A 20,570-nucleotide genomic window follows, 5' to 3' on the forward strand; every position below is an offset into this window, starting at 1 on the left:
GTGCGGGCGGGGGCAGCGGACGGACCAGGGACCGTCAGGCGGCAGTGGCCGGGGAGGGACCGATCACACGCCGCCGGCGCGGCCGGAGCGGGCCGGGTCGGGCCCGGCGGCCGACGCGAGCCGGTCCGGCCCCGGAATCGCCGCCGTCCGGTCCGGCCGGGCGAGCGGGCCGGTCAGGCCCCGGCGGCGGCCGGGCCGTCGGCGTCGGCGGGGGTGTCCGCGGCGGCGTCCCAGTCGGCCAGGGCCCGGTCGAGCTCGGGCCAGGTCGTGTCCCGGGCCCGGCGCCCGGTCAGCACGCCCAGGTGCCCGCCCGGCGAGGTCGTGAACCGCACCTCCGGGCTGCCGGTCAGCAGCGGCACGCCGGCGCGCACCGCCCGCAGCGGGGCGATGACGTCGTCCCGCCCGGCGACGACGAGCACCGGCACCCCGACGTCGGACAGCTCCACGTCCCGCCCGCCCAGGCGCAGTCCGCCGTCGGCGAGGTCGTTGCTGCGCAGCAGCAGGTGGAAGATCTGCCCGAACACCCGGCCCGGGTAGCCGTGCATGTTGCTCATCAGGTGGTCGACGGCCTCGATCTGGGCCAGGCAGTCCCGGTCGTCGATCCGCGACGCGATCGCCAGCGGCTTGGTGACGAGCTTGTCCACCGCGGTCAGCTGGAACGCCCAGCTCACCATCGGCGCCGGGAAGCTCCCGACACCCCGGTAGATCGAGGAGATGAGCCGGCCACCGGTGATCTGCGCGAGCGGCCGGATCGGCGCCACCAGCGGCACCCGGGAGATGTCGACCGGGGTGCCGATCGCGGCGACCGAGCGCACCGGCAGCGGGTCGCGCGCCTGCACCGCGGCGGCGACGGTGAGCAGGGCGAAGATCCCGCCGAGCGACCAGGCGACGAGGTGCACCTCGTCGTCGGTCTCTTCGGCGACCCGGCGGATCGTGTCGGGCAGCAGCTCGTCGACCCAGCTCTCGATGCCCAGGGTCCGGTCGGAGAACGACTTGGGGCCGTAGTCGATCAGGTAGACGGTCCGGCCCTGCTGCAGCAGGTGCTCCACCAGCGAGCAGCCGCGACGCAGGTCGTAGGCGAAGTCCGGGGCGCCCAGCGGCGGCACGAGCAGCACCGGCGCACCGCCGGAGGGGTCCACACCGGACAGCGGGCGGTACCGGAACAGGATGCCCTGCGGCGAGCCGACCACCGCGTCGCGCGGCATCCGTCGCAGGTCGGCGAGGTGACCGACCACGGCCCGGTCCCACACGTTGGCGACGGCGTCCACGAGATCCACGGCCGCACCCTACCGGCACGCGCGGGTCACCGACGGCCCGTGAGGACGACCGGAGTTACCGACGGGTATGTGAGACTGCCGGACATGCAGCGCGAGATCTTCGACGACGAACACGACGCGTTCCGCGACCTGTGCCGGACCTTCATCGCGAAGGAGGTCACCCCGCACCACGAGCAGTGGGAGGAGGACGGTCAGGTCGACCGGGCGGTGTGGACCGCCGCGGGCGCGGCCGGCCTGCTGGGCACCGCGGTGCCCGAGGAGTACGGCGGCGGCGGGGTCGACGACTTCCGCTACAACGCGATCCTGGCCGAGGAGATCGTCGCCGCCGGGGCCAGCGGGATCGGCTTCCCGCTGCACAACGACGTGGTGCAGCCCTACCTGCTGCGCCTGTGCACCGACGAGCAGAAGCAGCGCTGGCTGCCCGGGTTCTGCAGTGGTGAGCTGATCACCGCGATCGCCATGACCGAGCCCGGCACCGGCTCGGACCTGCAGGGCATCGCGACCAACGCCAAGCAGGACGCGAACGGCGACTGGATCCTCAACGGGTCCAAGACCTTCATCACCAACGGCATCCTCGCCGACCTGGTGATCGTCGTCGCCAAGACCGACCCGGACGCCAAGCACCTCGGCTTCACCCTGTTCGTGGTGGAGCGCGGCATGGAGGGCTTCGAGCGCGGCCGCCGCCTGAAGAAGGTCGGCATGAAGGCCCAGGACACCGCGGAGCTGAGCTTCACCGACGTCCGGGTGCCCGACGCGAACCGGCTCGGCGAGGTCGGCCAGGGCTTCATCTACCTCATGCAGAACCTCGCCCAGGAGCGGCTGTCGATCGCCGTCGCCTCGGTGGCCGGCGCCGAGGCCGCCGTGCGGATGACGCTGGAGTACACCAAGGAGCGCACGGCGTTCGGCCGCCCGGTGGCGAACTTCCAGAACACCCGCTTCGAGCTCGCCGAGATGGACACCGAGGTCTCCATCGCGCGGGTCTTCGTGGACCGCTGCATCACCGAGCACAACGGCGAGGGCGAGCTGTCGGTGCCCGACGCGGCGAAGGCCAAGTGGTGGTGCTCGGACCTGCAGAACCGCGTCGTCGACCGCTGCGTGCAGCTGCACGGCGGCTACGGCTACATGCTCGAGTACCCGATCGCCCGCGCGTTCGTGGACTCCCGCGTGCAGGCGATCTACGGCGGCACGAACGAGATCATGAAGGAGATCGTCGGCCGGTCGCTCATCGGCTGACGGGCGCCCCCGCACCGTCCAGGGCCCGCGCGATGTCGGCGACGAGATCGCGCGGGTCCTCCAGCCCCACCGACAGGCGCAGGTGCCCGAGACGGCGGAACTCCGGTGGGAAGTGCGCCGCCCGGCCGTCGCCACCGGCCCCGACGTGCACGATCAGCGACTCGTCGTGGCCCAGCGACACCGCCGAGGTGATCATCCGCAGGCCCGCGACGAAGCGGTTCTGCCGCTCCGGCGGCCCGTCGAGGGCGAAGGCGAGCATGCCGCCGTACCCGCCGTCGAGGGTGCGGGTCGCGAGCGCGTGCTGCGGGTGCGACGCCAGCCCCGGGTAGGCGACGTAGGCGACCTCCGGGCGGGACTCCAGGTACTCCGCGACCTGCCGGGCGCCGGCGCAGTGCGCGCGCATCCGCATCGGCAGGGTCACCGCGCCGCGGGCGATCAGCCAGGCGTTGAACGGGCTGATCGCTCCCCCGGCGTCGACCATCGCGTCGGCGCGGATCCGGTCGACCAGCTCGCGGCGGCCCAGCACGGCGCCGCCCATCGCGTCGCCGTGGCCGTTGACGTACTTGGTCAGCGAGTGCACGACGAGGTCCGCGCCCCGCTCCAGCGGCCGTTGCAGCACCGGGGTGGCGAAGGTGGCGTCCACGCTGAGCAGGGCACCCGCCTCGTGTGCGACGGCGGCGACGGCGTCGACGTCGGTGATCCGGGTCGTCGGGTTCGCCGGGGTCTCGACGTGCACCAGCCGGGTCTCCGGGCGGACCGCGGCGCGCACCGCCTCCGGGTCGCCGGAGTCGACCAGCGTCGCGGTGATCCCCCACCGCTCGGGCAGCAGCTCGGTGAGCAGCCGGTGGGTGGCGACGTAGGTGACGTCGGAGCTGACGACGTGGTCACCGGAGCGCAGGAACGTGAAGAACACCGCGTGCAGCGCCGCGACCCCCGAGGCGAGCGCGACCGCCGCGCAGCCGCCCGGGGACACCCCGTGCGGGTCCTCCAGGGCGACGAGCTTGTCCTCCAGCCAGCCCTGGTTCGCCCCGCCGTTGCGGGTGTAGAGCCGGGTCGCGGTGCCCGACCAGTCCAGCTCGGAGGGGTCCTCGGGCAGCGCGTAGGAGTTGGCCGCGACGATCGGGCGGCGGATCGCGCCGGTGCCGGGATCGACGTCGTTGCCCGCGTGCACCGCGCGGGTGGCGAGGAAGGGCGGTCGGTCGCCGGAGGTCACGCCGGAGATCATGCCTCGGCGATCGGCTCCGGGGCGCGCAGCGACGGGCCCGCGTCCGGCACGACCAGCGGGGTGCCGGTCACCGGGTCGGGCAGCACCCGGGCGCGCAGCCCGAACACGTCGGCCAGCAGCTCCTCGGTGACGACCTCGGAGGGCGACCCCGCCGCGACGATCCGGCCGTCCTTCATCGCGACGAGCCGGTCGGCGTAGCGGGCGGCCAGGTTGAGGTCGTGCAGCACCATGACCACGGTGCGGCCCGCCTCGGACTGCAGCCGCCGCACCAGCTCCAGCACGTCGACCTGGTGGGCCAGGTCGAGGAAGGTGGTCGGCTCGTCGAGCAGCAGCAGGTCGGTCTCCTGGGCCAGGGCCATCGAGATCCAGGCCCGCTGGCGCTGGCCTCCGGACAGCTCGTCGACCGGGCGCTCGGCGAGGTCGGACAGGCCCGTCCAGGTCAGCGCCTCGGCGACGGCGCGCTCGTCGTCCGAGGACCACTGCCGGTACCAGGCCTGGTGCGGGTGCCGCCCGCGGGCGACGAGGTCGCCGACGGTCAGCCCCTCGGGCGCCAGCGGCGACTGCGGCAGGATCCCCAGGACCCGGGCGACCTCCTTGGTCGGGGTGCGGTCGATCCGCTTGCCGTCGAGCAGCACCTGACCGGTCCGGGCGGGCAGCAGCCGCCCCAGCGCGCGCAGCACGGTGGACTTGCCGCAGCCGTTCGGGCCGATGACGGTGGTGACCGCGCCGGGCAGCACCTCCAGGTCGAGCCCGTCGACGATGGTGCGGTCGCCGTAGCCGAGCGTGACCTGCTCGGCCGACAGCCGGACCACACCGGGACGGACGGGGTCGCCCGCCGTCGTCGTCCGGGAGGTGGTGGCCTCCGCGACGCTGATGTCCTCGACGGTGCTCATCGACGGGCCTCCTGGCGGGTGCGGGCGAGCAGGTACAGCAGGAACGGGGCGCCGAGCACGGCGGTCACGATGCCGACCGGGAGCTCGACCGACCCCAGTGCGGTGCGGGCGATCAGGTCGGACAGCACGGTCAGCGCCGCGCCCAGCACGAGCGAGACCCCGATCGGCGGGGTCCCGACCCGGCAGAGCCGGCGCGCGATCTGCGGGGTGACCAGTGCGATGAAGGCGATCGGGCCGGCGGCCGCGGTCGCGACCGAGGCGAGCCCGACGGAGACGAGCAGCAGCGCGGTGCGGGCGCCGTTCACCCGCACGCCGAGGCCGCGGGCGGTGTCGTCGTCGAAGCGCAGGGCGCCGAGCAGGTGCACCAGGGCCAGCGCCGCGGGCACGAGCACCAGCATGGAGATCGACAGCGGGACGACCTCGTTCCAGCTGCGCGCGTTCAGGCTGCCGTTGAGCCAGACCTGGGCCTGGGCGGCCTGGTAGATCTGGGCGACGGTCAGCAGCCACTGCACCGCGGCGACGAGCACGGCCTGGATGCCGATGCCGATCAGCACGAGCCGGAAGCCCTGGATGCCCTTGCGCCAGGCCAGGACGTACACCGCGACCGACGACACGAGCCCGCCGATCAGGGCGGCGAGCGGGATGCCGAGCGAGGCGAAGGCGCCGCCGACCCCGGCCACGCCGCCCCCGAGCACGATGACGAACACCGCCGCCGCGCTGGCGCCCCACTGGACGCCGATGATGTCCGGGCTCGCGAGGGGGTTGCGGGCGACCGACTGCAGGATCGCGCCGGAGACGGCGAGCGCGCCGCCGACCAGCGCACCGACCAGGGTGCGCGGGAGCCGCAGCTCGAGCACGACGAGCTGCTGACCGGCGTCGCCACCGCCGAACAGCGTCGCCAGCACGTCGGTGATCGCGATCGGGTAGTCGCCGCGGCCCATGTTGACCGCGGCGGCGAGCACCAGCGCGACGGCACAGGCGAGCAGCACGACGGCGGTGCGGACGCGCAGCACGCCGGAGAAGCGGCCCGCGCGGACGGCGCGGCGGCCGGGGACGGCCACCGTGCTCGGCGGGCCGGGTTCGGTCACGGTGCTCACACGGCCCCCAGCTTGCGACGGCGCACGAGCGCGATGAAGAACGGCCCGCCGATCAGCGCGACCACGATGCCGACCTGCAGCTCACCGGGGCGGGCCACCACCCGTCCGACGACGTCGGCGAGCAGCAGCAGCACCGCCCCGGCGAGCCCGGAGGCGGGCAGCAGCCAGCGGTGGTCGGGCCCGGTGAACACCCGCACGACGTGCGGCACGATCAGTCCGAGGAACACGATCGGCCCGCAGGCGGCGGTGGCCGCCCCCGCGAGCAGCGTGATCGCGACGACGCCGACGACCCGGGTCCGGCGGACCGAGTGCCCCAGCGAGGTGGCGACGTCGTCGCCGAGGGAGAGCGCGTTGAGGGCGGGCGCGCTGGCCAGCGCCAGCGCCGTGCCCGCGAGGATGAACCACACCACCTGGCCGCCGACCGCGGCGTCGCGCCCGGCGAGCGATCCGACCACCCAGAACCGGTAGGCGTCGAGGCTGGTCTCGTCGAGCAGCACCACCGAGGAGGTGCCCGCCTGCAGCAGGAAGCTGACGGCCGCACCGGCGAGGGCCAGCGACACCGGGGTGGCACCGCCGGGTGCCCGGGTGCCGATCACGAACACCACGACGCTGGCGACCAGCGCCCCGGCGAAGGCGAACCAGACGTAGCCGAACAGCGTGCTGACACCGAAGACGTAGATGCCGATGACGACGAAGAACGCCGCACCCGCGTTGACGCCCAGCAGGCCGGGGTCGCCGAGCGGGTTGCGGGTGAAGCCCTGCACGAGCGCGCCGGCCAGGCCGAGCGCGATCCCGACGAGTACCCCGAGCAGGGTGCGCGGGATCCGCAGGGAACGGATGACCACGTCGTTCTCGCTGCCGGTCGGGGCGACCAGTGCGGAGAACACCTCGTTCACCGGGATGACCTTGGTCCCGATCGCGATGCTGGCGAGTACCGCGAGCAGCAGCGCCGTGGTCAGCGCGGCGAGGCCGAGCAGCCGCCTGCGCCGGAGCGACCGTCGAGGGGGCGACGGCTGTTCCGCCGACGGTGGTCGGACGCGGATCGCGTTCACCTTGCTCGTGGCCCCCTGCTCGACCGGATGGCCCCACCCGTCCGGTGCGGCTCCGCTCACCATAAGTGAGGCTGCCCTACGACAGAACACCCCCGTGCGTCACGTCGTCCGCGCGGCGGGATGCTCGGGCGGTGCCCGTCGAGCCCTCCGCGTCCGGTCCCCCGCCCGTCCGGCCGCGGGTCACCGCGGTCATGGTCAGCTCCGCCGACGGGGCCGTGACGGCGGGCGGAGCGGGGTCCGGCGGCCTGTCCACCCCGGCCGACCGTGACCTGTTCCGCGCCCTGCGACGGTCGGCCGACTGCGTGCTCGTCGGGGCGGGCACCGCGCGGGACGAGGACTACCGGGGCGTCCGGCCACGCCGTCCCGGGCCGGACGGGCGGCCGCCCGGGCCGCCCCGCCGGTCGTCGTCGTGAGCGGGTCGGCCGGGCTGGACCCGGGTGCGCGGCTGTTCACCGACACCGTCACGGCGCCGGTCGTGCTGACCACGGCCGCCGCCCCCGCGGACCGGCGCGCCGCGCTGGTCGCCGCGGGGGCCGAGGTCGTGCTGCTCGACGACCTCTCCCCCGCCGCGCTGCTCGCCGCGCTCGCCCGCCGCGGCCACACCTCCGTGCTGTGCGAGGGCGGGCCGACCCTGCTCGGCGCGCTGGTCGGGGCCGACGTCGTCGACGAGCTGCGCCTCACGCTGGTCCCGGTGCTGGTCGGGGGCCCGGAGGGGCGGATCGCGACCGGGCCGCGGTCCCTGCCCGTACCGCGCGCGCTGCACCTGGCGGGCCACGAGGCGGCCGCCGACGGGACCCTGCTGCTGCACTACGTCCGCGCCGCCCCCGGGACCCCGGCTCCGCCGAACGAGTGAACCACCGTGAGGGAGGGCCACGGACGGGCATCCCACGGGGGACACCACACGCACCGCGGCGGGCCCCCACCCGGGGCCGGCCCGTGAGAGGAGCACCGATGACCTCCGGCACCCCGACCACCACCCCCGCCACCACCCCGGCCGCGGCCCCCGCGGGACGCCTCGCCGACGGCACCGGCCAGGGCCGCACCACCATCGCCGCGTCCGTCGTCCAGAAGATCGCCGGCATCGCCGCGCGCGAGGTCTCCGGCGTGTACTCGATGGGCTCCGGCGCGTCCCGCGCCTTCGGTGCGCTGCGCGAGCGCATCCCCGGCGGCGGCACCAGCGGCGCCTCCACCGTCGCGGGCGTGGCCGTCGAGGTCGGCGAGAAGCAGGCCGCGGTCGACCTGGACGTCGTCGTCGAGTACGGCGTCGCCATCGCCGACCTGGCCTCCGCGGTCCGCCGCAACGTCGTCGGCGCCGTCGAGCGGATGACCGGGCTGGAGGTCATCGAGGTCAACATCTCGGTGAACGACATCCACCTGGCCGGCGAGGACGACAACCGCGACGAGGCCCCGGTGGCTCCCGCCCCGACCGGCCGCGTCGTGGAGTGACGGTGCCCGAGCCGACCCCGTTCGACGCCCGGTCCCCCGCCGCCGTCGTCACCGGTCCGCCCGGTGCGGCGGAGGTCGCCGCGCAGCGGCGCCGGGAACCGGCTCCGGCCGCGCTGGCCGAGCTGGTCGCCGAGGCCGTCGTGGCGCACCCGTCGGTGGTGCGGCTCGACGGCGGTGCCTTCGGGACCGTCGCGACCTGGCTGTCCGGGCGGCGGTTGGTCGGTGTGCTCGTCGGCCGTACCGACGAACCGGTCGAGATCGGGGTGGTGCTGCGTCTGGACCGGCCGATCCCGGCTACCGTCGCGGCGCTGCGGGCGTCCCTCGCGCCGTTGGTCGACGGGGTCCCCGTCGACGTGACGGTCGCGGACGTGGAGGTCCCCTGAGGTGGAGGTGGGTACGGGATGGACGAGCCGGATCCCGGCGGGCACGGGGGCCTGACCCCCGCTCAGCGGTCGGCCTACCGCTCGTTCGTCCGTACCCACCACCCCGACCGCGGCGGTGACCCCGAGGTCTTCCGCGCCGGGCTGGCCCGCTTCCGCGCGCTGGCGTCCGGCCGGGATGCCGGCCGGACGCCCGACCCGGACGACCGCCGCTACGACGCACCGATCGAGATCGTGCCCGACCTGCCGCTGCCGACCCGGGTCCTGGTGGCCCTGATCCGCACCATCCGACGTCGCACGCACCCCCGGGTCGACCGGCCCGGCCGGCACACCTACCGCTCCACCCGTCCCGGAGAGGACATCCCATGAACGCCACCCAGACCGGCCTGCTCGCGGGCCTCCTGCTGGGAGTCGCCGGTGCCACCGGCGGCTTCTTCGCCTTCGTCATCACCCTGGTGCTCGGCATCATCGGCCTGGTCGTCGGCCGCCTCCTCGACGGCGAGCTGGACCTGTCCGGCCTCGGCCGGGGCCGCGACCGGTGAGCACCCTCCCCGAACCCGCCGAGCGCGGTGTCCTGGAGATCGACCCGGCGGTGCTGCGCAAGATCGTCGAGTACGCCGCGGACACCGCCCCGGCCACCCGGCACCGCGCCCGGCGGGTCGCCGGGCTCGACGTCGGCGAGTCCGGGCCGACCGCACGGGTGACCCGGCGGCCCGGTCCGGCACGGGGCACGGTCGGGGCCGCCGTCGGCGCCGCGACCGGCGACGCCGGTGAGGTCGACGTCCGGCTGCGGCTCACCCTGGCCCACCCCGGGTCGGTGCGGGCCGCCGTCGCCGACGTCCGGGAGCGGATCGACGCCGACCTCCGTCGCACCACCGGGCACCGGCTGCGCGGCCTGGCCGTCGAGGTCGAGGCCCTCCGGCCGGAGGACGCCCGGCCGCGCCCGGACTCCCCGCGCGTGCAGTAGAACCGTCGGATCCTGAACGAGTCGGAAGAGGGAGGCCGGGCCCGTGCGTGTCCTGCTCCGCGTTCTCGCGCCGCTGCTGAGCCTGGCGGTGGCCGCGATCGGCGCGCTCGTCGTCGTCGAGGTGGTGGCCGCCTGGGTCGGCCGGGTCTCCGGCGCCGGGCTGCTCGTCCCCTGGCGGGACTGGCGCACCACCGTCCAGAACACCCTGTGGACCGCCCAGCCGGTGCTCTGGATCGCCGTGGGGGTGATCGTCGTCGGGGCCGTGCTGCTGCTCGTCGGGCTGCTCGCCCGTCGCCACGACGTCGCCCTCGACGCGCCGTCGCCCGGGCTCACCGTCGCCACCGCGCCGCGGGTGCTGGCCCGGCTGGTCGGCACCCGGGTCCGGGCCGCGGACCCGGTCACCGCGGCGTCGGTGACCGCGTCGGCCCGGTCGGTCGTGGTGAACGCCCGCGGCCGCGGCGACACCGACGCGCTGCGTGAGGCGGCCCGCGGCGCCGCCTCCGGCGTCCTCGACGCGCTGCCCCTCGCGCGGCGCCCGCGCCTGACCGTGCGCGCCACCCCGGAGCAGCCGGGTTCGAAGGGAGTGCAGTGATGGCCGACGCCGTGACCTCGACGGGGAGCACGCCGGGGACCGCCGGCCCGAATCCGCGCCGCGCCGCCCGGACCGCGCGGCGCGCCCAGTACCGCTCCGCGGGCGGCGCCCGCGGCGGGCTCGTCCTGCTCGGCGTGGCGCTGCTCGCCGTCGGCGTGCTCACCGTGCTGCTGGTGTCCGGGGTCTTCGGGCGGGGCCGCCCGCAGCGCCCGCTGCTGGACCCGGTGGTCGAGCAGTTCCTGCTGGCCAACGGCACCGCCGCCCGCCTGGTCGCGATCCTGGCCGGTCTCGTGCTGGTGCTGCTCGGGGTCTGGTGGACCGCGCGGTCGCTGCGCCCGGAGAGCCGGCCGGACCTGGTCCTGGACGGCGGCCCGGACACCGAGATCCGGATCGGCGCCTCCGCCGCGGCCGACGCCGTCGCCGACGGGGCCGCCACGCTGCCCGGGGTGACCCGGGCCCGCGCCCGGATGGTCGGCAGCACCTCCGCGCCCGCGGTGCGCGCCACCGTGTGGGTCGGCGAGGACGTCGCCGACGGGGAGGTCAGCGAGATCTGCCGCCGCCTCGACGCCGAGATCCTGCCCGGGATCCGCGACGCGCTGGGGATGGCGGACCTGCCCGTCGCGGTGCGCCTGGAGCTGGACGCGGCCCGCCGCGACGACCGCCCGCGGGTCTCCTGACCCACCGGCCGGGTCCGTGACCCGGCTCACAGGGTCCGGACCGGTCGGCGACCGTACGGTCGTCGGCATGAGCGCAGTGCTGGACGGCAGGACGGCCCTCGTCACCGGGGCGGGCAGCGGGATCGGGGCCGCCGTGGCCCGCAGGCTCGTCGCCGACGGGGCGAGGGTGTACGCGGTGGACCTAGCCGAGGACCGGGTGGCCCCACTGGCCGCCCAGAGCGACCTGGTCACGCCGCTGGGCTGCGACCTGTCCGACCTCGACGCCGTGGAGCAGCTGCCCACCGACGTCGACATCCTGGTCAACAACGCCGGCCGCCAGCACGTCTCGCGGCTGGAGGAGTTCGACCCGGAGATGTTCTCGAACATCCTGCGCCTGATGCTGGAGTCGCCGTTCCGGCTGATCCGCCGGTCGCTGCCGCACATGTACGCCCGTGGCTGGGGGCGGGTCGTGAACATCTCCTCCGCGCACGGCCTGCGGGCCTCGCCGTACAAGTCCGCCTACGTCTCGGCCAAGCACGGCCTGGAGGGCCTGTCGAAGGTCACCGCGCTGGAGGGCGCCGAGCACGGCGTCACCAGCAACTGCATCAACCCCGCCTACGTGCGCACGCCGCTGGTCGAGGCCCAGATCGCCGACCAGGCCCGCACGCACGGGATCTCCGAGGACGAGGTCGTCACGAAGATCATGCTCACCCCGGTGGCGGTGAAGCGGCTGATCGAGCCCGCCGAGACCGCGGAGCTGGCCGCGCTGCTGTGGGGGCCGGCGTCGGCGTCGATCACCGGCACGTCGCTGTCCCAGGACGGCGGCTGGACCGCCCGGTAGGGGGTGCGGGCGCTCACCGCGGCCACACCCCGGTACGGGCATGATCGGTGCTCGTGCGGCGGTGGAGTGTGCTCGGGGTCCTGCTGCTCGCCGTACTGCTGCTCGCCGGGTGTGCGGTCGGGCCGTCGCAGCGGCCGCCGGTGGCGGTGCGGGGCGAACAGCTGCCCGCCGCGCCCCCGACGTCGGCCGCGGGCCCGCCCGCCGACCCGGACCTGCTGCCCGACTCCGACCCGGTCCGCACCACCGGGTTCACCGACTGCACCGCCGACACGGCCGCGGCGCTGACCACGGCGGGCACCCCGCTGCCCGCGGGGCGCGTGCTGTCCGTCGGCTGCGCCCGGCTGACCGTGCCCGCCGACCGGGACCGTCCCGAGCTCGGACCGGCCCGGCTCGGCCTGACCCGGGTCACGACGCCCGGCGCGGCGGAGGGGCGCCCGGCGCTGGTCGTGCTGGGTGACACCGGCACCGACGGGTCCGCACGGGCGGCGGTGAGCCTCGCCGCCCGGCTCCCCACCGCCGTCCTCGACCGCTACCAGGTGATCGGCGTGGACCGCCGCGGCGCCGGGGAGGACCTGCTCGACTGCGCCCCGGTCGACGCCCGCGCCGCCCTGCTCGACGCCGGGCCGGACCGCCGCGACGAGGCCGCCATGACGGCGCTGCTGGAGCGGGCCCGCGAGGTCGTGCAGGACTGCAACCTGCTGCTGTCGGGCACGGTGACCAGCTACCGCGCCGCGAGCGGTGCCGACGACCTGGAGTCGCTGCGGTCCGTGCTGGGCGCGGCCCGGCTGGACCTGCTCGCCGTCGGCGACGGTGCCGACGCGGCGGCCGCCTGGATCGGCGCCCACCCGGGCTCCGTCGGGCGGGTCGTGCTCGACGGACCCGGTGACCCCACTCTCGACGAGCCGGCCCGGACCGAGACCACGACCGCGGCGGCGGAGAAGGCCTTCGACGCCTTCGCCGGGGCCTGCACCGCGTCGCCGACCTGCCCGCTGGGTCCCGACCCGCGCGGCTACCTCGACGAGCTCGTGTTCCGCCTGTCCCGCACCGCGCTGCCCGTCGGCGACGGCGACGCGGTCACCGCGGGCGCGACGCTGCGCGCGGTCCGGTCGGTCATGTCCCAGCCCGCGCGCTGGCCGGAGCTGCAGTCCGCGCTGGTCGCGGCCGGCGACGGCGACCCGGCGGGGCTGGTCCGCATCCTCGCCCCGCTCGGGGGTCCGCAGGGCCGTTTCGACGCCACCCTGGCCACCCGCTGCAACGACAGCCGGGTGCGGGTCACCCCGGGTGAGGCCGCGGACCTGGCCGGGCAGTGGGCGCAGCGCTTCCCGCTGTTCGGGGTCGCGGCGGCGCAGGAGCTCGTGGCCTGCGGGCCGTGGCCGTCGGGCGGGCCGGTCACCCCGGCGGCGCCGCGGGGCGCTCCCCCGCCCCGGTCGTCGTGATCGGGACCGCGCAGGACCCGCGGTCGCCGCAGAGCGGTGCCGAGCGGACCGCCCAGCAGCTCGCGACGGGGCGGCTGGTGCGCTGGCAGGGCAGCGGGACCGGGGCCTACCCGCGCACCCCGTGCGTCACCGACGTGGTCGACCGGGCGCTGCTGACCGGCCGGGCGCCCTCCCAGCCCGTGGTCTGCCCGCCGTAACCGCGTGCTCCGGGCGGCTCACCCTGGGTGGGTCCGGACCATGGCCGGGATGCGACGAAACCGGCACAGAAGGTCACGATTGCGTATCCGCGTTTTTCCGGTGCGGTTGCGGGAACGCCGTTGTCGCCCATCCCCACCTGCGACAACGGGCGTACGAAACGTTTCCGGAATGGCAACGGCATCGTCGCGGAACGGTCCCGTCGGCTGACCGGGGCCCCGTTCGGCGGCTAGGCTCCGTCCGGCGAGCGGGAGACCGCAGGTCGTTCCCACCACACCGGTGGGCGTACGCGAACTCCCGGTCACGTCGTTCGGGTGGGTGTAACGCCGAACGGACCCGACGACGAGTGGTGCGGAAGGACCGTGCTCCTGCCCCGAGCGGCGGGCACGGACCCCGGGCGGAAGGAGCACGGTGGATTTCTTCACCTATGTCGGCACCCAGCTGAACCAGTTGATGTTCTACGGCCAGCAGCATTTCCTGCTGGTCGCGATCTCGGTCGGAATCGCGGTCGTGATCTCGTTGGTGGCGGGCACCCTGCTGCACACCAATCGACTGACTCCCGACTCGTGGAGCCGGCCGGTCCGGGCGGGCTCCCGCGAGGCGTTGCTGATCGTGTTCTCCGCGGCACTGACGATCCCGTCGCTGGCGCTGTTCGGTCTGCTGCAGCCGATCCTGGGGCTCGGCGTCACGCCGTCGCTGACGGCGCTGACGATCTACGCGATCTACCCGGTGCTGCGTAACGTCGTGGCCGGGCTCTCCTCGGTGGACGACGCCGTCCTCGAGTCCGCCCGCGGGATGGGGATGGGCTCGGTCCGGCGGATGTTCACCATCCAGCTGCCGCTGGCCTGGCCGGTGATCCTCTCCGGCATCCGGGTCGCCGTCCTGATCATCATCGGTATCGCGGTCGTCGCCGGCGCCATCAACGGCCCGGGCTTCGGCTCCTCGCTCTTCCTCGGCCTGCAACGGCTGGGATCGGTCAACTCGTTCAACCAGGTTCTGGCGGCCACGCTCGGCTGCCTCGTCGTGGCTGCGGTCTACGAGGTCGTCTTCTGGATCGTGCAGCGTTTCACCACCCCGAGGGGGATCCGTGTCTGATTCCGGCAAGCCGATGATCGCTCTCGAAGGCATCAGCAAGACCTATCCGAAGTCCACCGCCCCGGCCGTGCAGGAGCTCGACCTGCACGTACCCGAGGGCACCATCTCGATGTTCATCGGGCCGTCCGGCTGCGGCAAGACGACCACGCTGAAGATGATGAACCGGCTCATCGAGCCCACCACCGGCCGCATCCTGCTCGACGGCGACGACGTCACCGACGTCAACGCCGACGAGCTGCGCCGCCGCATCGGCTACGTCATCCAGCAGGTCGGCCTGTTCCCGCACTTCACGATCGGCGACAACATCGCCGTCGTCCCGCGGATCCTCGGCTGGGACCGCAACCGGATCACCGCCCGGGTCGACGAGCTGCTCCACCTGGTCGGGCTCGAGCCGAAGATGTACCGCGACCGCTACCCCCGCCAGCTCTCCGGCGGCCAGCAGCAGCGCGTCGGCGTCGCCCGCGGGCTCGCCGCGGACCCGTCGGTGATGCTGATGGACGAGCCGTTCGGCGCGATCGACCCGATCACCCGCGAGCGCATCCAGGACGAGTTCCTCGAGCTGCAGCAGCAGATCGCCAAGACCATCTGCTTCGTCACCCACGACCTCACCGAGGCGGTCAAGCTCGGCGACCGGATCGCGGTGTTCGGGCCCGGCGGCACGCTGCAGCAGTACGACACGCCCGACATGATCCTGACCCACCCGGCCAACGACTTCGTCGCCGAGTTCGTCGGCGCCGGCGCCGCGGTCCGACGGCTGTCGCTGCTGGAGCTGTCCCGCCTGGAGCTGCAGTCGGTCGACCTCGACGGGACCGCCGCCCGCAACGGCTCCCCCACCTACGAGGCCGACGCCGAGGGCCGCCCGGTCCGCTGGGCGTACCTGCCGGGCACCGCCGACCTGCCGAAGCTGGTGACGGTCCCGCGCACCGGCACCGTCTACGACGCCGTCGACGTCATGCTCGACTCCCAGACCGAGCTGGTCGGTGTGGTCGACGAGCAGCAGAAGCTGCAGGGCGCGCTCTGGTGGCGCGACCTGGTCGAGGGCCTCAAGACCAAGGCCGGTTCGTGAGCGCCCCCGCCGCCGAGGAGACCGGCGCGGCCGCGCCGTCCGGGTCGCCCTCGGCCGAGCCGGTCGTCCGCAGGACGCGGCGGCTGGACCGGTCGCTCATCGTCAACCCGCTCATCGCCGTCGCCGGCGTGGTGCTGGTGCTGATCTACGCCGCGTCCCAGGGGCTCGACGACGTCGAGGCCTCGGTCATCAACGCGTCCTCGCTCGGGCAGCGGCTCGGCGAGCACCTGATCCTGACCGGGCTGTCCACCCTCGTCGTGATCATCGTGGCGATCCCGGCCGGCATCGCGATCAGCCGTCCGTCCGCGCGTCGTATCCAGCGTCCGATCCTGGCGTTCACCGGGTTCATGCAGGCGCTGCCCGCGTTCGGTGTGATCGTGCTGCTCGCGTTCTCCCCGCTCGGTCTCGGCCTGCCGACGGCCGTCGTCGCGCTCGCGCTGGCCGCGCTGCTGCCGGTGCTCACCAACACCGTCGTCGGTCTGCAGCAGGTCGACAAGGCGCTGATCGAGGCCTCCCGCGGCATCGGGATGTCGGCGCGGCAGACGCTGCTGCGCGTCGAGCTGCCGCTGGCGACGCCGGTCATGGTCGCCGGTGTCCGCGTCGCGCTCGTCCTGAACGTCGGCACCGCGGCCCTGGCCACCTACGTCGGCGCCGGCGGTCTCGGCGAGCCGATCAAGGGGATGCTCGAGCTCGGCCGCCCCACCGGAACCCTCGTCGCGGCGACCATCGTCGCCGCGCTGGCCCTGATCGTGGACTGGCTCGCCGGTCTCGCCGAGTACGCCGTCCGCCGCAACGCCGGCTGACGCGGGCCCCCGTTCGCCCCCGAATCCCCGCAGTACCGCATTCCCTGGAGGACACGTGAAGTTCGGACGATCCCGGCGTCTCGCCCTGACGGCGATGGCCGCCGCGGCGGCGCTCGCCCTGGCGGGCTGTGGCGGCCTGAGCGGCAGCGGCCCCTCGGCCTCGGGCGGCTCCCTGGCCCAGGCCGGCAACCTGAGCGGACAGAACTACGTCGTCGGCGGCAAGAACTTCGACGAGCAGCTGGTGCTCTGCCAGATCACCGTCGCCGCCCTCGAGTCGGCAGGCGGCAGCGTCACCGACCGCTGCAACACCGGTGGCACCGACGTCACCCGCCAGGCACTGCTGGCCGGGGACATCAACATCTACTGGGAGTACACCGGTACCGCCTGGGCGTCCTTCTTCAAGGAGACCCGCCGGATCACCGACGACAACGAGCTCTACGACCTCGTCGCCCAGCGGGACCTGCAGCAGAACCAGATCCAGTGGCTGGACAAGGCCAACTTCAACAACACCTACGCCTTCGCCATGACCGAGGCGAAGTCGCAGGAGCTCGGCATCACGACGCTGTCGCAGATGGCGGACTACATCAAGTCGGGCAAGGCACCGGCCGGCTCGGTGTGCGTGGAGACCGAGTACAACTCGCGTGACGACGGCCTGCGCGGCCTGGAGAAGACCTACGGCTTCACCGCCCAGAACCCGCAGGTGCTCGCCACCGGCGTGATCTACCAGGCGACCGCCGACAACAAGTGCCTGTTCGGCGAGGTCTTCACCACCGACGGCCGCATCCCGGGCCTGAAGCTCAAGGTCCTCGACGACGACAAGAAGTACCACGTCACCTACAACGCGGCGCCGACCATCCGGGCCGACGTCTACAACGCCAACCCCGCCGTCCGGGAGGTGCTGGCACCGATCGCCCAGGCCCTGGACTACAACACCATCCTCGACCTGAACGGCAAGGTGTCCTCCTTCGGCCAGAACGAGCGCGACGTCGCCCGTGAGTGGCTGACCCAGAAGGGCTTCATCGGCTGAGGTGTCCCGGTACGCCCACCGCGTCCCCGCCCCGGCTCCACCGGGTGCGGGGACGCGGTGTGTTCCGGGTCGATCACCGTGTGTGCGTGGGCGTTGCGCCGACGGACGGAACGTGGTCGGCTGGCCGGACCACCCATCCCCGCGAACCAGGACGATCCCGTGAGTCCCTTCCCCGGCCGCAGGCTGCGGACGCTGGTCCCGGCCCTGCTCGCCGTCGCGCTGCTGGCGGGCGGCTGCACCGGGCTCGCCGGAGGCGGGCCGCGGGCCTCCGCCGGATCGCTCGCCCCGCGCGTCGACCTGTCCGGCCGGACCTACGTCGTCGGGTCGAAGAACTTCGACGAACAGCAGATCCTCTGCCAGATCTCGATCGCGGCGCTGGAGTCCGCCGGGGCGTCGGTGACCGACCGGTGCAACGTCGGGGGCTCCGACGTGACCCGGCAGGCGCTGCTGTCCGGGGACATCTCGACCTACTGGGAGTACACCGGCACGGCGTGGGCGTCGTACCTGCGCGAGACCCGTCCCCTCCCCGACGACCAGGTCCTCGCCGAGCTGCGCACCCGCGACCGCGCGCAGAACGGCGTGGTGTGGCTGGACCGCGCCGGGTTCGACAACACGTACTCCTTCGTCGTCGACGGGGCGACCGCGGCGCGGCTGAACCTGAACACGATCAGCGACATGGCCGCCTACGTCCGCTCCGGACAGCCCGGCGACGTCTGCGTCGAGACCGAGTACGCCTCCCGCGCCGACGGCCTCGCCGGGCTCCAGCGCGCCTACGGCTTCGAGCTCCCCCGCGACCGCCGCGAGACCCTCGAACAGGGTCTGATCTTCCAGTCCACCGCCGACGGCGTCTGCCTGTTCGGCGAGGTCGCCGCCACCGACGGCCGCATCCCGGCGCTGGGCCTGAAGGTCCTCACCGACGACCGCGGCTACCACATCACCTACAGCGCGGTCCCGGTCTTCCGGGCCGACGTGTTCGACCGGGCCCCGCAGGTCGCCGACCTGTTCGCCCCGATCACCGCGGCCCTGGACCAGCAGACCATGCAGCAGCTCAACGGCCGGGTCTCCGCAGGCGGGCAGAGCCCCCGTGACGTCGCGCGGGCCTGGCTGGCCGAGCGCGGGTTCATCGGGAGCTGAGCCGTGGCGCGCCGGCAGGTCGACGAGGTCCGCGACGGCGTGGAGCTCACCAGTCTCGACGCCGAGGCCTTCGACGGCGCCGGCGTCACCAAACGGGCCCTGCTCGACCACCTCGACGCCGTCGCCGCGCTGCTGCTCCCCGCGCTGGCCGACCGGCCCCTGTCGGTGGTGCGGGCCCGCCCCGGCCAGGCGCCGTTCATGCAGAAGAACCTCCCGCGCGGGGCGCCCGACTGGATTCCCACCGTGGACGTGTGGGCGGACTCGTCGCAGCGCACCGTGCACTACCCGCTCTGCCACGACCGCCGCACGCTGCTGTGGTTCGGCAACCAGCGCGCCGTCGAGTTCCACCCGACGCTCGTGCCGCACGGTGCGACGACCACCGGCGAGCTCGTCGTCGACCTCGACCCGCCCGACGGCGCCGGCTTCGACCGGGTCGTCGCCGCCGCGCACCCGGTCCGGGCGGCGCTGGCCGAGCTGGGCCTCGCCGCCGCGGTGAAGACCAGCGGCGCGACCGGCCTGCACCTGGTGGTCCCGCTGTCGGAGCCGCTCCCGGTCGACGACGCGTTCGCCGCGACCCGCGCGGTGTGCGCCCGCGCCGCGGCGCTGGCCCCCGACGTCGCGACGACCGCGTTCATCCGGGACGACCGCGGCGGCCGGGTCTTCCTCGACCCGACGCGCGTGGGCGGGGCCACCCTCGCCGCGCCCTACAGCCCGCGCGCCCGCCCCGGCCTGCCGGTGTCGTTCCCCCTCACCTGGGACGAGCTGGACCGGGTCACGCCCGCCGACTTCACGGTGGGCACGGTGGCCGGGCTGCTCGCGGGCCGTCCGACCTGGGCGGAGCTGCGTCCCGCGCCGGCCCCGCTGCCGGAGGTCCTGCTCACCGAGGGCCGGGCGATCCCGGTGCCGCGGGTCGCGGCCATGCACGAGGGGAAGCGCCGCAAGCGCGCCCGCGAACGCGGTGAGTGATCACCCGTTGTGGAGGATCCGGCCCGCCTCGCGGACGCTGCGCTCCACAACCGGTGATCACTCGTCGACGTCGCCGCGGGCGCGCCGGTAGATCCAGCGGTCGGCGTCGGCGTGCGGGCCGATCAGGACGTAGCCCCTCGGGTCCCCGCCGGGGTCGGACAGCTCGATCGTCCGCGGCGGACGGCCGGTGGCGTCGGGGTCGATGCGCACCTGCTCGCCTGCGTAGGGGCCGTCGTCGAGGACCGCGTACATGGCAGACGATTGTGCCACCCCGGGTGCCCCGCCCGGCCCCGTCGGACGAGGGGGCCGGGCGGGGCGTGGGCTCAGCAGTTGCCGTAGGAGTTGGTGGTGCCGGCGCGGGTCACCACCCCGGTGGCGGTGTCGGCGACGACGACCGGGATCCCCAGTGGACCGTTGCCGTTGCGGTAGACGTCGCGCAGCTTGGTCGACGGGACGACCCCGGCGCCGTCGGCCCGCGCGACGCCCGCCCGGATCGTGCCGTACCCGGGGACCCCGACGCTCCAGAACCACTGCTCGGCGCCGGGGGTGGCCCGCCCGCTGCCGTACATGTAGCAGGACAGCTGGTCACGGCTGTTGGTGATCGACACCCGTCCGTACGGGACGCCGGCGGGGTCGGCGAGGTTGAGCACGCCGTTGCCGTTCTCGCTCCGCACCCGGTCCCGGGCCGCGCCGGAGAACGACACGCAGACGTGGTCGGAGGGCTGGGCCTCCCGCCACACGAAGCCCGGCTTGCAGGTGTCCGGGCCGTACGGTCCGGACCCGGCGCGGTTCGCGGGGCCCGCCGCGGTCTCGGCGCGGGCGGTGGTGCGCGAGGCGACGCTCACGCAGACCGGGTCGCTCGGCCCGATCTCCCGCCACACGAAGCCGCTCTTGCAGGTGTAGGGGCCGTAGGGCAGCGCGGCGGGCGCCGGACCCGCCGGGGCGGGCGTCGTCGGCGGGGCGGCGAGCGCGGTGCCGGCGCCGCCGGCGAGCAGCGCGGCACCGAGCGCCGCGGTCACGCCGAGGCGACGGACGGCACCGCGCGCCGCCCGGGGCCGTCGGGTCCCGGCCGGCCGGCCGGTGGTCGTCGTCGGTGTCGTCGTCGGTGTCGTCGTCGGTGTCGTCGTCGGTGTCGTCATCGTGGGTGTCCCCTCACCCCGGGCGCTCCGCCGGCGGTGTCGCCGTGTCC

The 20,570-nt window shown here is 74.6% G+C and carries 26 protein-coding genes; 19 read left to right on the forward strand and 7 right to left on the reverse strand.

Features of this window, described 5'->3' with window-relative positions; all coding sequences use genetic code 11:
• Window positions 1-173: 173 nt before the first annotated feature.
• Window positions 174-1,277 (reverse strand): alpha/beta hydrolase, encoded by a 1,104-nt coding sequence (locus AC0GKK_RS04720; RefSeq protein WP_489883243.1) that lies wholly within the window; start codon window positions 1,275-1,277, stop codon window positions 174-176.
• A gap of 84 nt (window positions 1,278-1,361) precedes the next feature.
• Here AC0GKK_RS04720 and AC0GKK_RS04725 point away from each other — a divergent pair, with 84 nt between their 5' ends.
• On the forward strand, window positions 1,362-2,510 hold the full coding sequence (locus AC0GKK_RS04725; RefSeq protein ID WP_489883985.1) for an acyl-CoA dehydrogenase family protein: 1,149 nt from the start codon (window positions 1,362-1,364) through the stop codon (window positions 2,508-2,510).
• Here the strand turns inward: AC0GKK_RS04725 and AC0GKK_RS04730 are convergent.
• The 4 genes from AC0GKK_RS04730 to AC0GKK_RS04745 are packed head-to-tail and all read right to left on the reverse strand — an operon-like array spanning window position 2,500 to window position 6,777.
• On the reverse strand, window positions 2,500-3,723 hold the full coding sequence (locus tag AC0GKK_RS04730) for a trans-sulfuration enzyme family protein (protein WP_489883244.1): 1,224 nt from the start codon (window positions 3,721-3,723) through the stop codon (window positions 2,500-2,502). The genes AC0GKK_RS04725 and AC0GKK_RS04730 overlap by 11 nt on opposite strands.
• A gap of 8 nt (window positions 3,724-3,731) precedes the next feature.
• Window positions 3,732-4,628 (reverse strand): ABC transporter ATP-binding protein, encoded by an 897-nt coding sequence (locus tag AC0GKK_RS04735; protein ID WP_224402842.1) that lies wholly within the window; start codon window positions 4,626-4,628, stop codon window positions 3,732-3,734.
• Window positions 4,625-5,725, reverse strand: a complete 1,101-nt coding sequence (locus AC0GKK_RS04740; protein WP_224402843.1) for a FecCD family ABC transporter permease — start codon at window positions 5,723-5,725, stop codon at window positions 4,625-4,627. The genes AC0GKK_RS04735 and AC0GKK_RS04740 overlap by 4 nt, the downstream gene beginning before the upstream one ends.
• Complete coding sequence (locus AC0GKK_RS04745) at window positions 5,722-6,777, reverse strand: FecCD family ABC transporter permease (RefSeq protein WP_489883245.1); 1,056 nt, start codon at window positions 6,775-6,777, stop codon at window positions 5,722-5,724. Before AC0GKK_RS04745 ends, AC0GKK_RS04740 begins: the two co-directional genes overlap by 4 nt.
• Before the next feature lie 131 nt (window positions 6,778-6,908).
• Between AC0GKK_RS04745 and AC0GKK_RS04750 the strand changes: the two genes are divergently transcribed.
• From AC0GKK_RS04750 to ligD, 18 genes are all read left to right on the forward strand, one after another.
• Window positions 6,909-7,190, forward strand: coding sequence for a dihydrofolate reductase family protein (locus AC0GKK_RS04750; RefSeq protein ID WP_405417813.1), 282 nt, complete (start codon window positions 6,909-6,911; stop codon window positions 7,188-7,190).
• The gene (locus AC0GKK_RS04755; protein WP_489883246.1) at window positions 7,187-7,630 is read left to right on the forward strand and encodes a dihydrofolate reductase family protein; all 444 of its coding nucleotides are present in this window, start codon (window positions 7,187-7,189) and stop codon (window positions 7,628-7,630) included. Before AC0GKK_RS04750 ends, AC0GKK_RS04755 begins: the two co-directional genes overlap by 4 nt.
• A gap of 98 nt (window positions 7,631-7,728) precedes the next feature.
• Entirely contained in the window at window positions 7,729-8,223 is a 495-nt protein-coding gene (locus tag AC0GKK_RS04760) for an Asp23/Gls24 family envelope stress response protein (RefSeq protein ID WP_062402422.1), read from the forward strand.
• Window positions 8,224-8,225: 2 nt separating this feature from the next.
• Entirely contained in the window at window positions 8,226-8,606 is a 381-nt protein-coding gene (locus AC0GKK_RS04765; protein WP_226369517.1) for a hypothetical protein, read from the forward strand.
• 18 nt (window positions 8,607-8,624) lie between these two features.
• Complete coding sequence (locus tag AC0GKK_RS04770) at window positions 8,625-8,972, forward strand: hypothetical protein (RefSeq protein WP_482637226.1); 348 nt, start codon at window positions 8,625-8,627, stop codon at window positions 8,970-8,972.
• Window positions 8,969-9,145, forward strand: a complete 177-nt coding sequence (locus AC0GKK_RS04775; protein WP_168172228.1) for a hypothetical protein — start codon at window positions 8,969-8,971, stop codon at window positions 9,143-9,145. The genes AC0GKK_RS04770 and AC0GKK_RS04775 overlap by 4 nt, the downstream gene beginning before the upstream one ends.
• A complete protein-coding gene (locus tag AC0GKK_RS04780) occupies window positions 9,142-9,570 on the forward strand; it encodes a hypothetical protein (RefSeq protein ID WP_308819878.1) in 429 nt (142 codons plus the stop codon). The genes AC0GKK_RS04775 and AC0GKK_RS04780 overlap by 4 nt, the downstream gene beginning before the upstream one ends.
• A 43-nt stretch (window positions 9,571-9,613) precedes the next feature.
• A complete protein-coding gene (locus tag AC0GKK_RS04785) occupies window positions 9,614-10,162 on the forward strand; it encodes a DUF6286 domain-containing protein (RefSeq protein ID WP_489883247.1) in 549 nt (182 codons plus the stop codon).
• Window positions 10,162-10,839, forward strand: coding sequence for an alkaline shock response membrane anchor protein AmaP (locus AC0GKK_RS04790; protein ID WP_489883248.1), 678 nt, complete (start codon window positions 10,162-10,164; stop codon window positions 10,837-10,839). The genes AC0GKK_RS04785 and AC0GKK_RS04790 overlap by 1 nt, the downstream gene beginning before the upstream one ends.
• Window positions 10,840-10,906: 67 nt before the next feature.
• Window positions 10,907-11,659, forward strand: a complete 753-nt coding sequence (locus AC0GKK_RS04795) for a 3-hydroxybutyrate dehydrogenase (RefSeq protein WP_178375173.1) — start codon at window positions 10,907-10,909, stop codon at window positions 11,657-11,659.
• A 53-nt stretch (window positions 11,660-11,712) separates the two neighbouring features.
• Window positions 11,713-13,095 (forward strand): alpha/beta hydrolase, encoded by a 1,383-nt coding sequence (locus AC0GKK_RS04800; RefSeq protein WP_489883249.1) that lies wholly within the window; start codon window positions 11,713-11,715, stop codon window positions 13,093-13,095.
• Complete coding sequence (locus tag AC0GKK_RS04805; RefSeq protein WP_168172226.1) at window positions 13,092-13,292, forward strand: alpha/beta hydrolase; 201 nt, start codon at window positions 13,092-13,094, stop codon at window positions 13,290-13,292. The genes AC0GKK_RS04800 and AC0GKK_RS04805 overlap by 4 nt, the downstream gene beginning before the upstream one ends.
• A gap of 409 nt (window positions 13,293-13,701) precedes the next feature.
• On the forward strand, window positions 13,702-14,385 hold the full coding sequence (locus AC0GKK_RS04810; RefSeq protein WP_476654419.1) for an ABC transporter permease: 684 nt from the start codon (window positions 13,702-13,704) through the stop codon (window positions 14,383-14,385).
• Window positions 14,378-15,451, forward strand: a complete 1,074-nt coding sequence (locus AC0GKK_RS04815; RefSeq protein ID WP_374231537.1) for an ABC transporter ATP-binding protein — start codon at window positions 14,378-14,380, stop codon at window positions 15,449-15,451. Before AC0GKK_RS04810 ends, AC0GKK_RS04815 begins: the two co-directional genes overlap by 8 nt.
• The gene (locus AC0GKK_RS04820; protein ID WP_346107135.1) at window positions 15,448-16,254 is read left to right on the forward strand and encodes an ABC transporter permease; all 807 of its coding nucleotides are present in this window, start codon (window positions 15,448-15,450) and stop codon (window positions 16,252-16,254) included. The genes AC0GKK_RS04815 and AC0GKK_RS04820 overlap by 4 nt, the downstream gene beginning before the upstream one ends.
• Window positions 16,255-16,309: 55 nt before the next feature.
• Entirely contained in the window at window positions 16,310-17,281 is a 972-nt protein-coding gene (locus AC0GKK_RS04825; RefSeq protein ID WP_489883250.1) for a glycine betaine ABC transporter substrate-binding protein, read from the forward strand.
• 159 nt (window positions 17,282-17,440) lie between these two features.
• Window positions 17,441-18,415: a glycine betaine ABC transporter substrate-binding protein gene (locus AC0GKK_RS04830; RefSeq protein WP_251786147.1), complete on the forward strand. Its 975-nt coding sequence runs from the start codon at window positions 17,441-17,443 to the stop codon at window positions 18,413-18,415.
• Window positions 18,416-18,418: 3 nt separating this feature from the next.
• The gene (ligD, locus tag AC0GKK_RS04835) at window positions 18,419-19,381 is read left to right on the forward strand and encodes a non-homologous end-joining DNA ligase LigD (protein ID WP_489883251.1); all 963 of its coding nucleotides are present in this window, start codon (window positions 18,419-18,421) and stop codon (window positions 19,379-19,381) included.
• Between the two features lie 57 nt (window positions 19,382-19,438).
• On the opposite strand, the gene AC0GKK_RS04840 is transcribed toward ligD, so the two are convergent.
• A complete protein-coding gene (locus tag AC0GKK_RS04840; protein ID WP_226356320.1) occupies window positions 19,439-19,633 on the reverse strand; it encodes a hypothetical protein in 195 nt (64 codons plus the stop codon).
• Between the two features lie 71 nt (window positions 19,634-19,704).
• Window positions 19,705-20,520 (reverse strand): hypothetical protein, encoded by an 816-nt coding sequence (locus AC0GKK_RS04845; protein ID WP_489883252.1) that lies wholly within the window; start codon window positions 20,518-20,520, stop codon window positions 19,705-19,707.
• Window positions 20,521-20,570 lie beyond the last annotated feature (50 nt).

The organism is Pseudonocardia sp. P-1 (genome assembly GCF_058111925.1).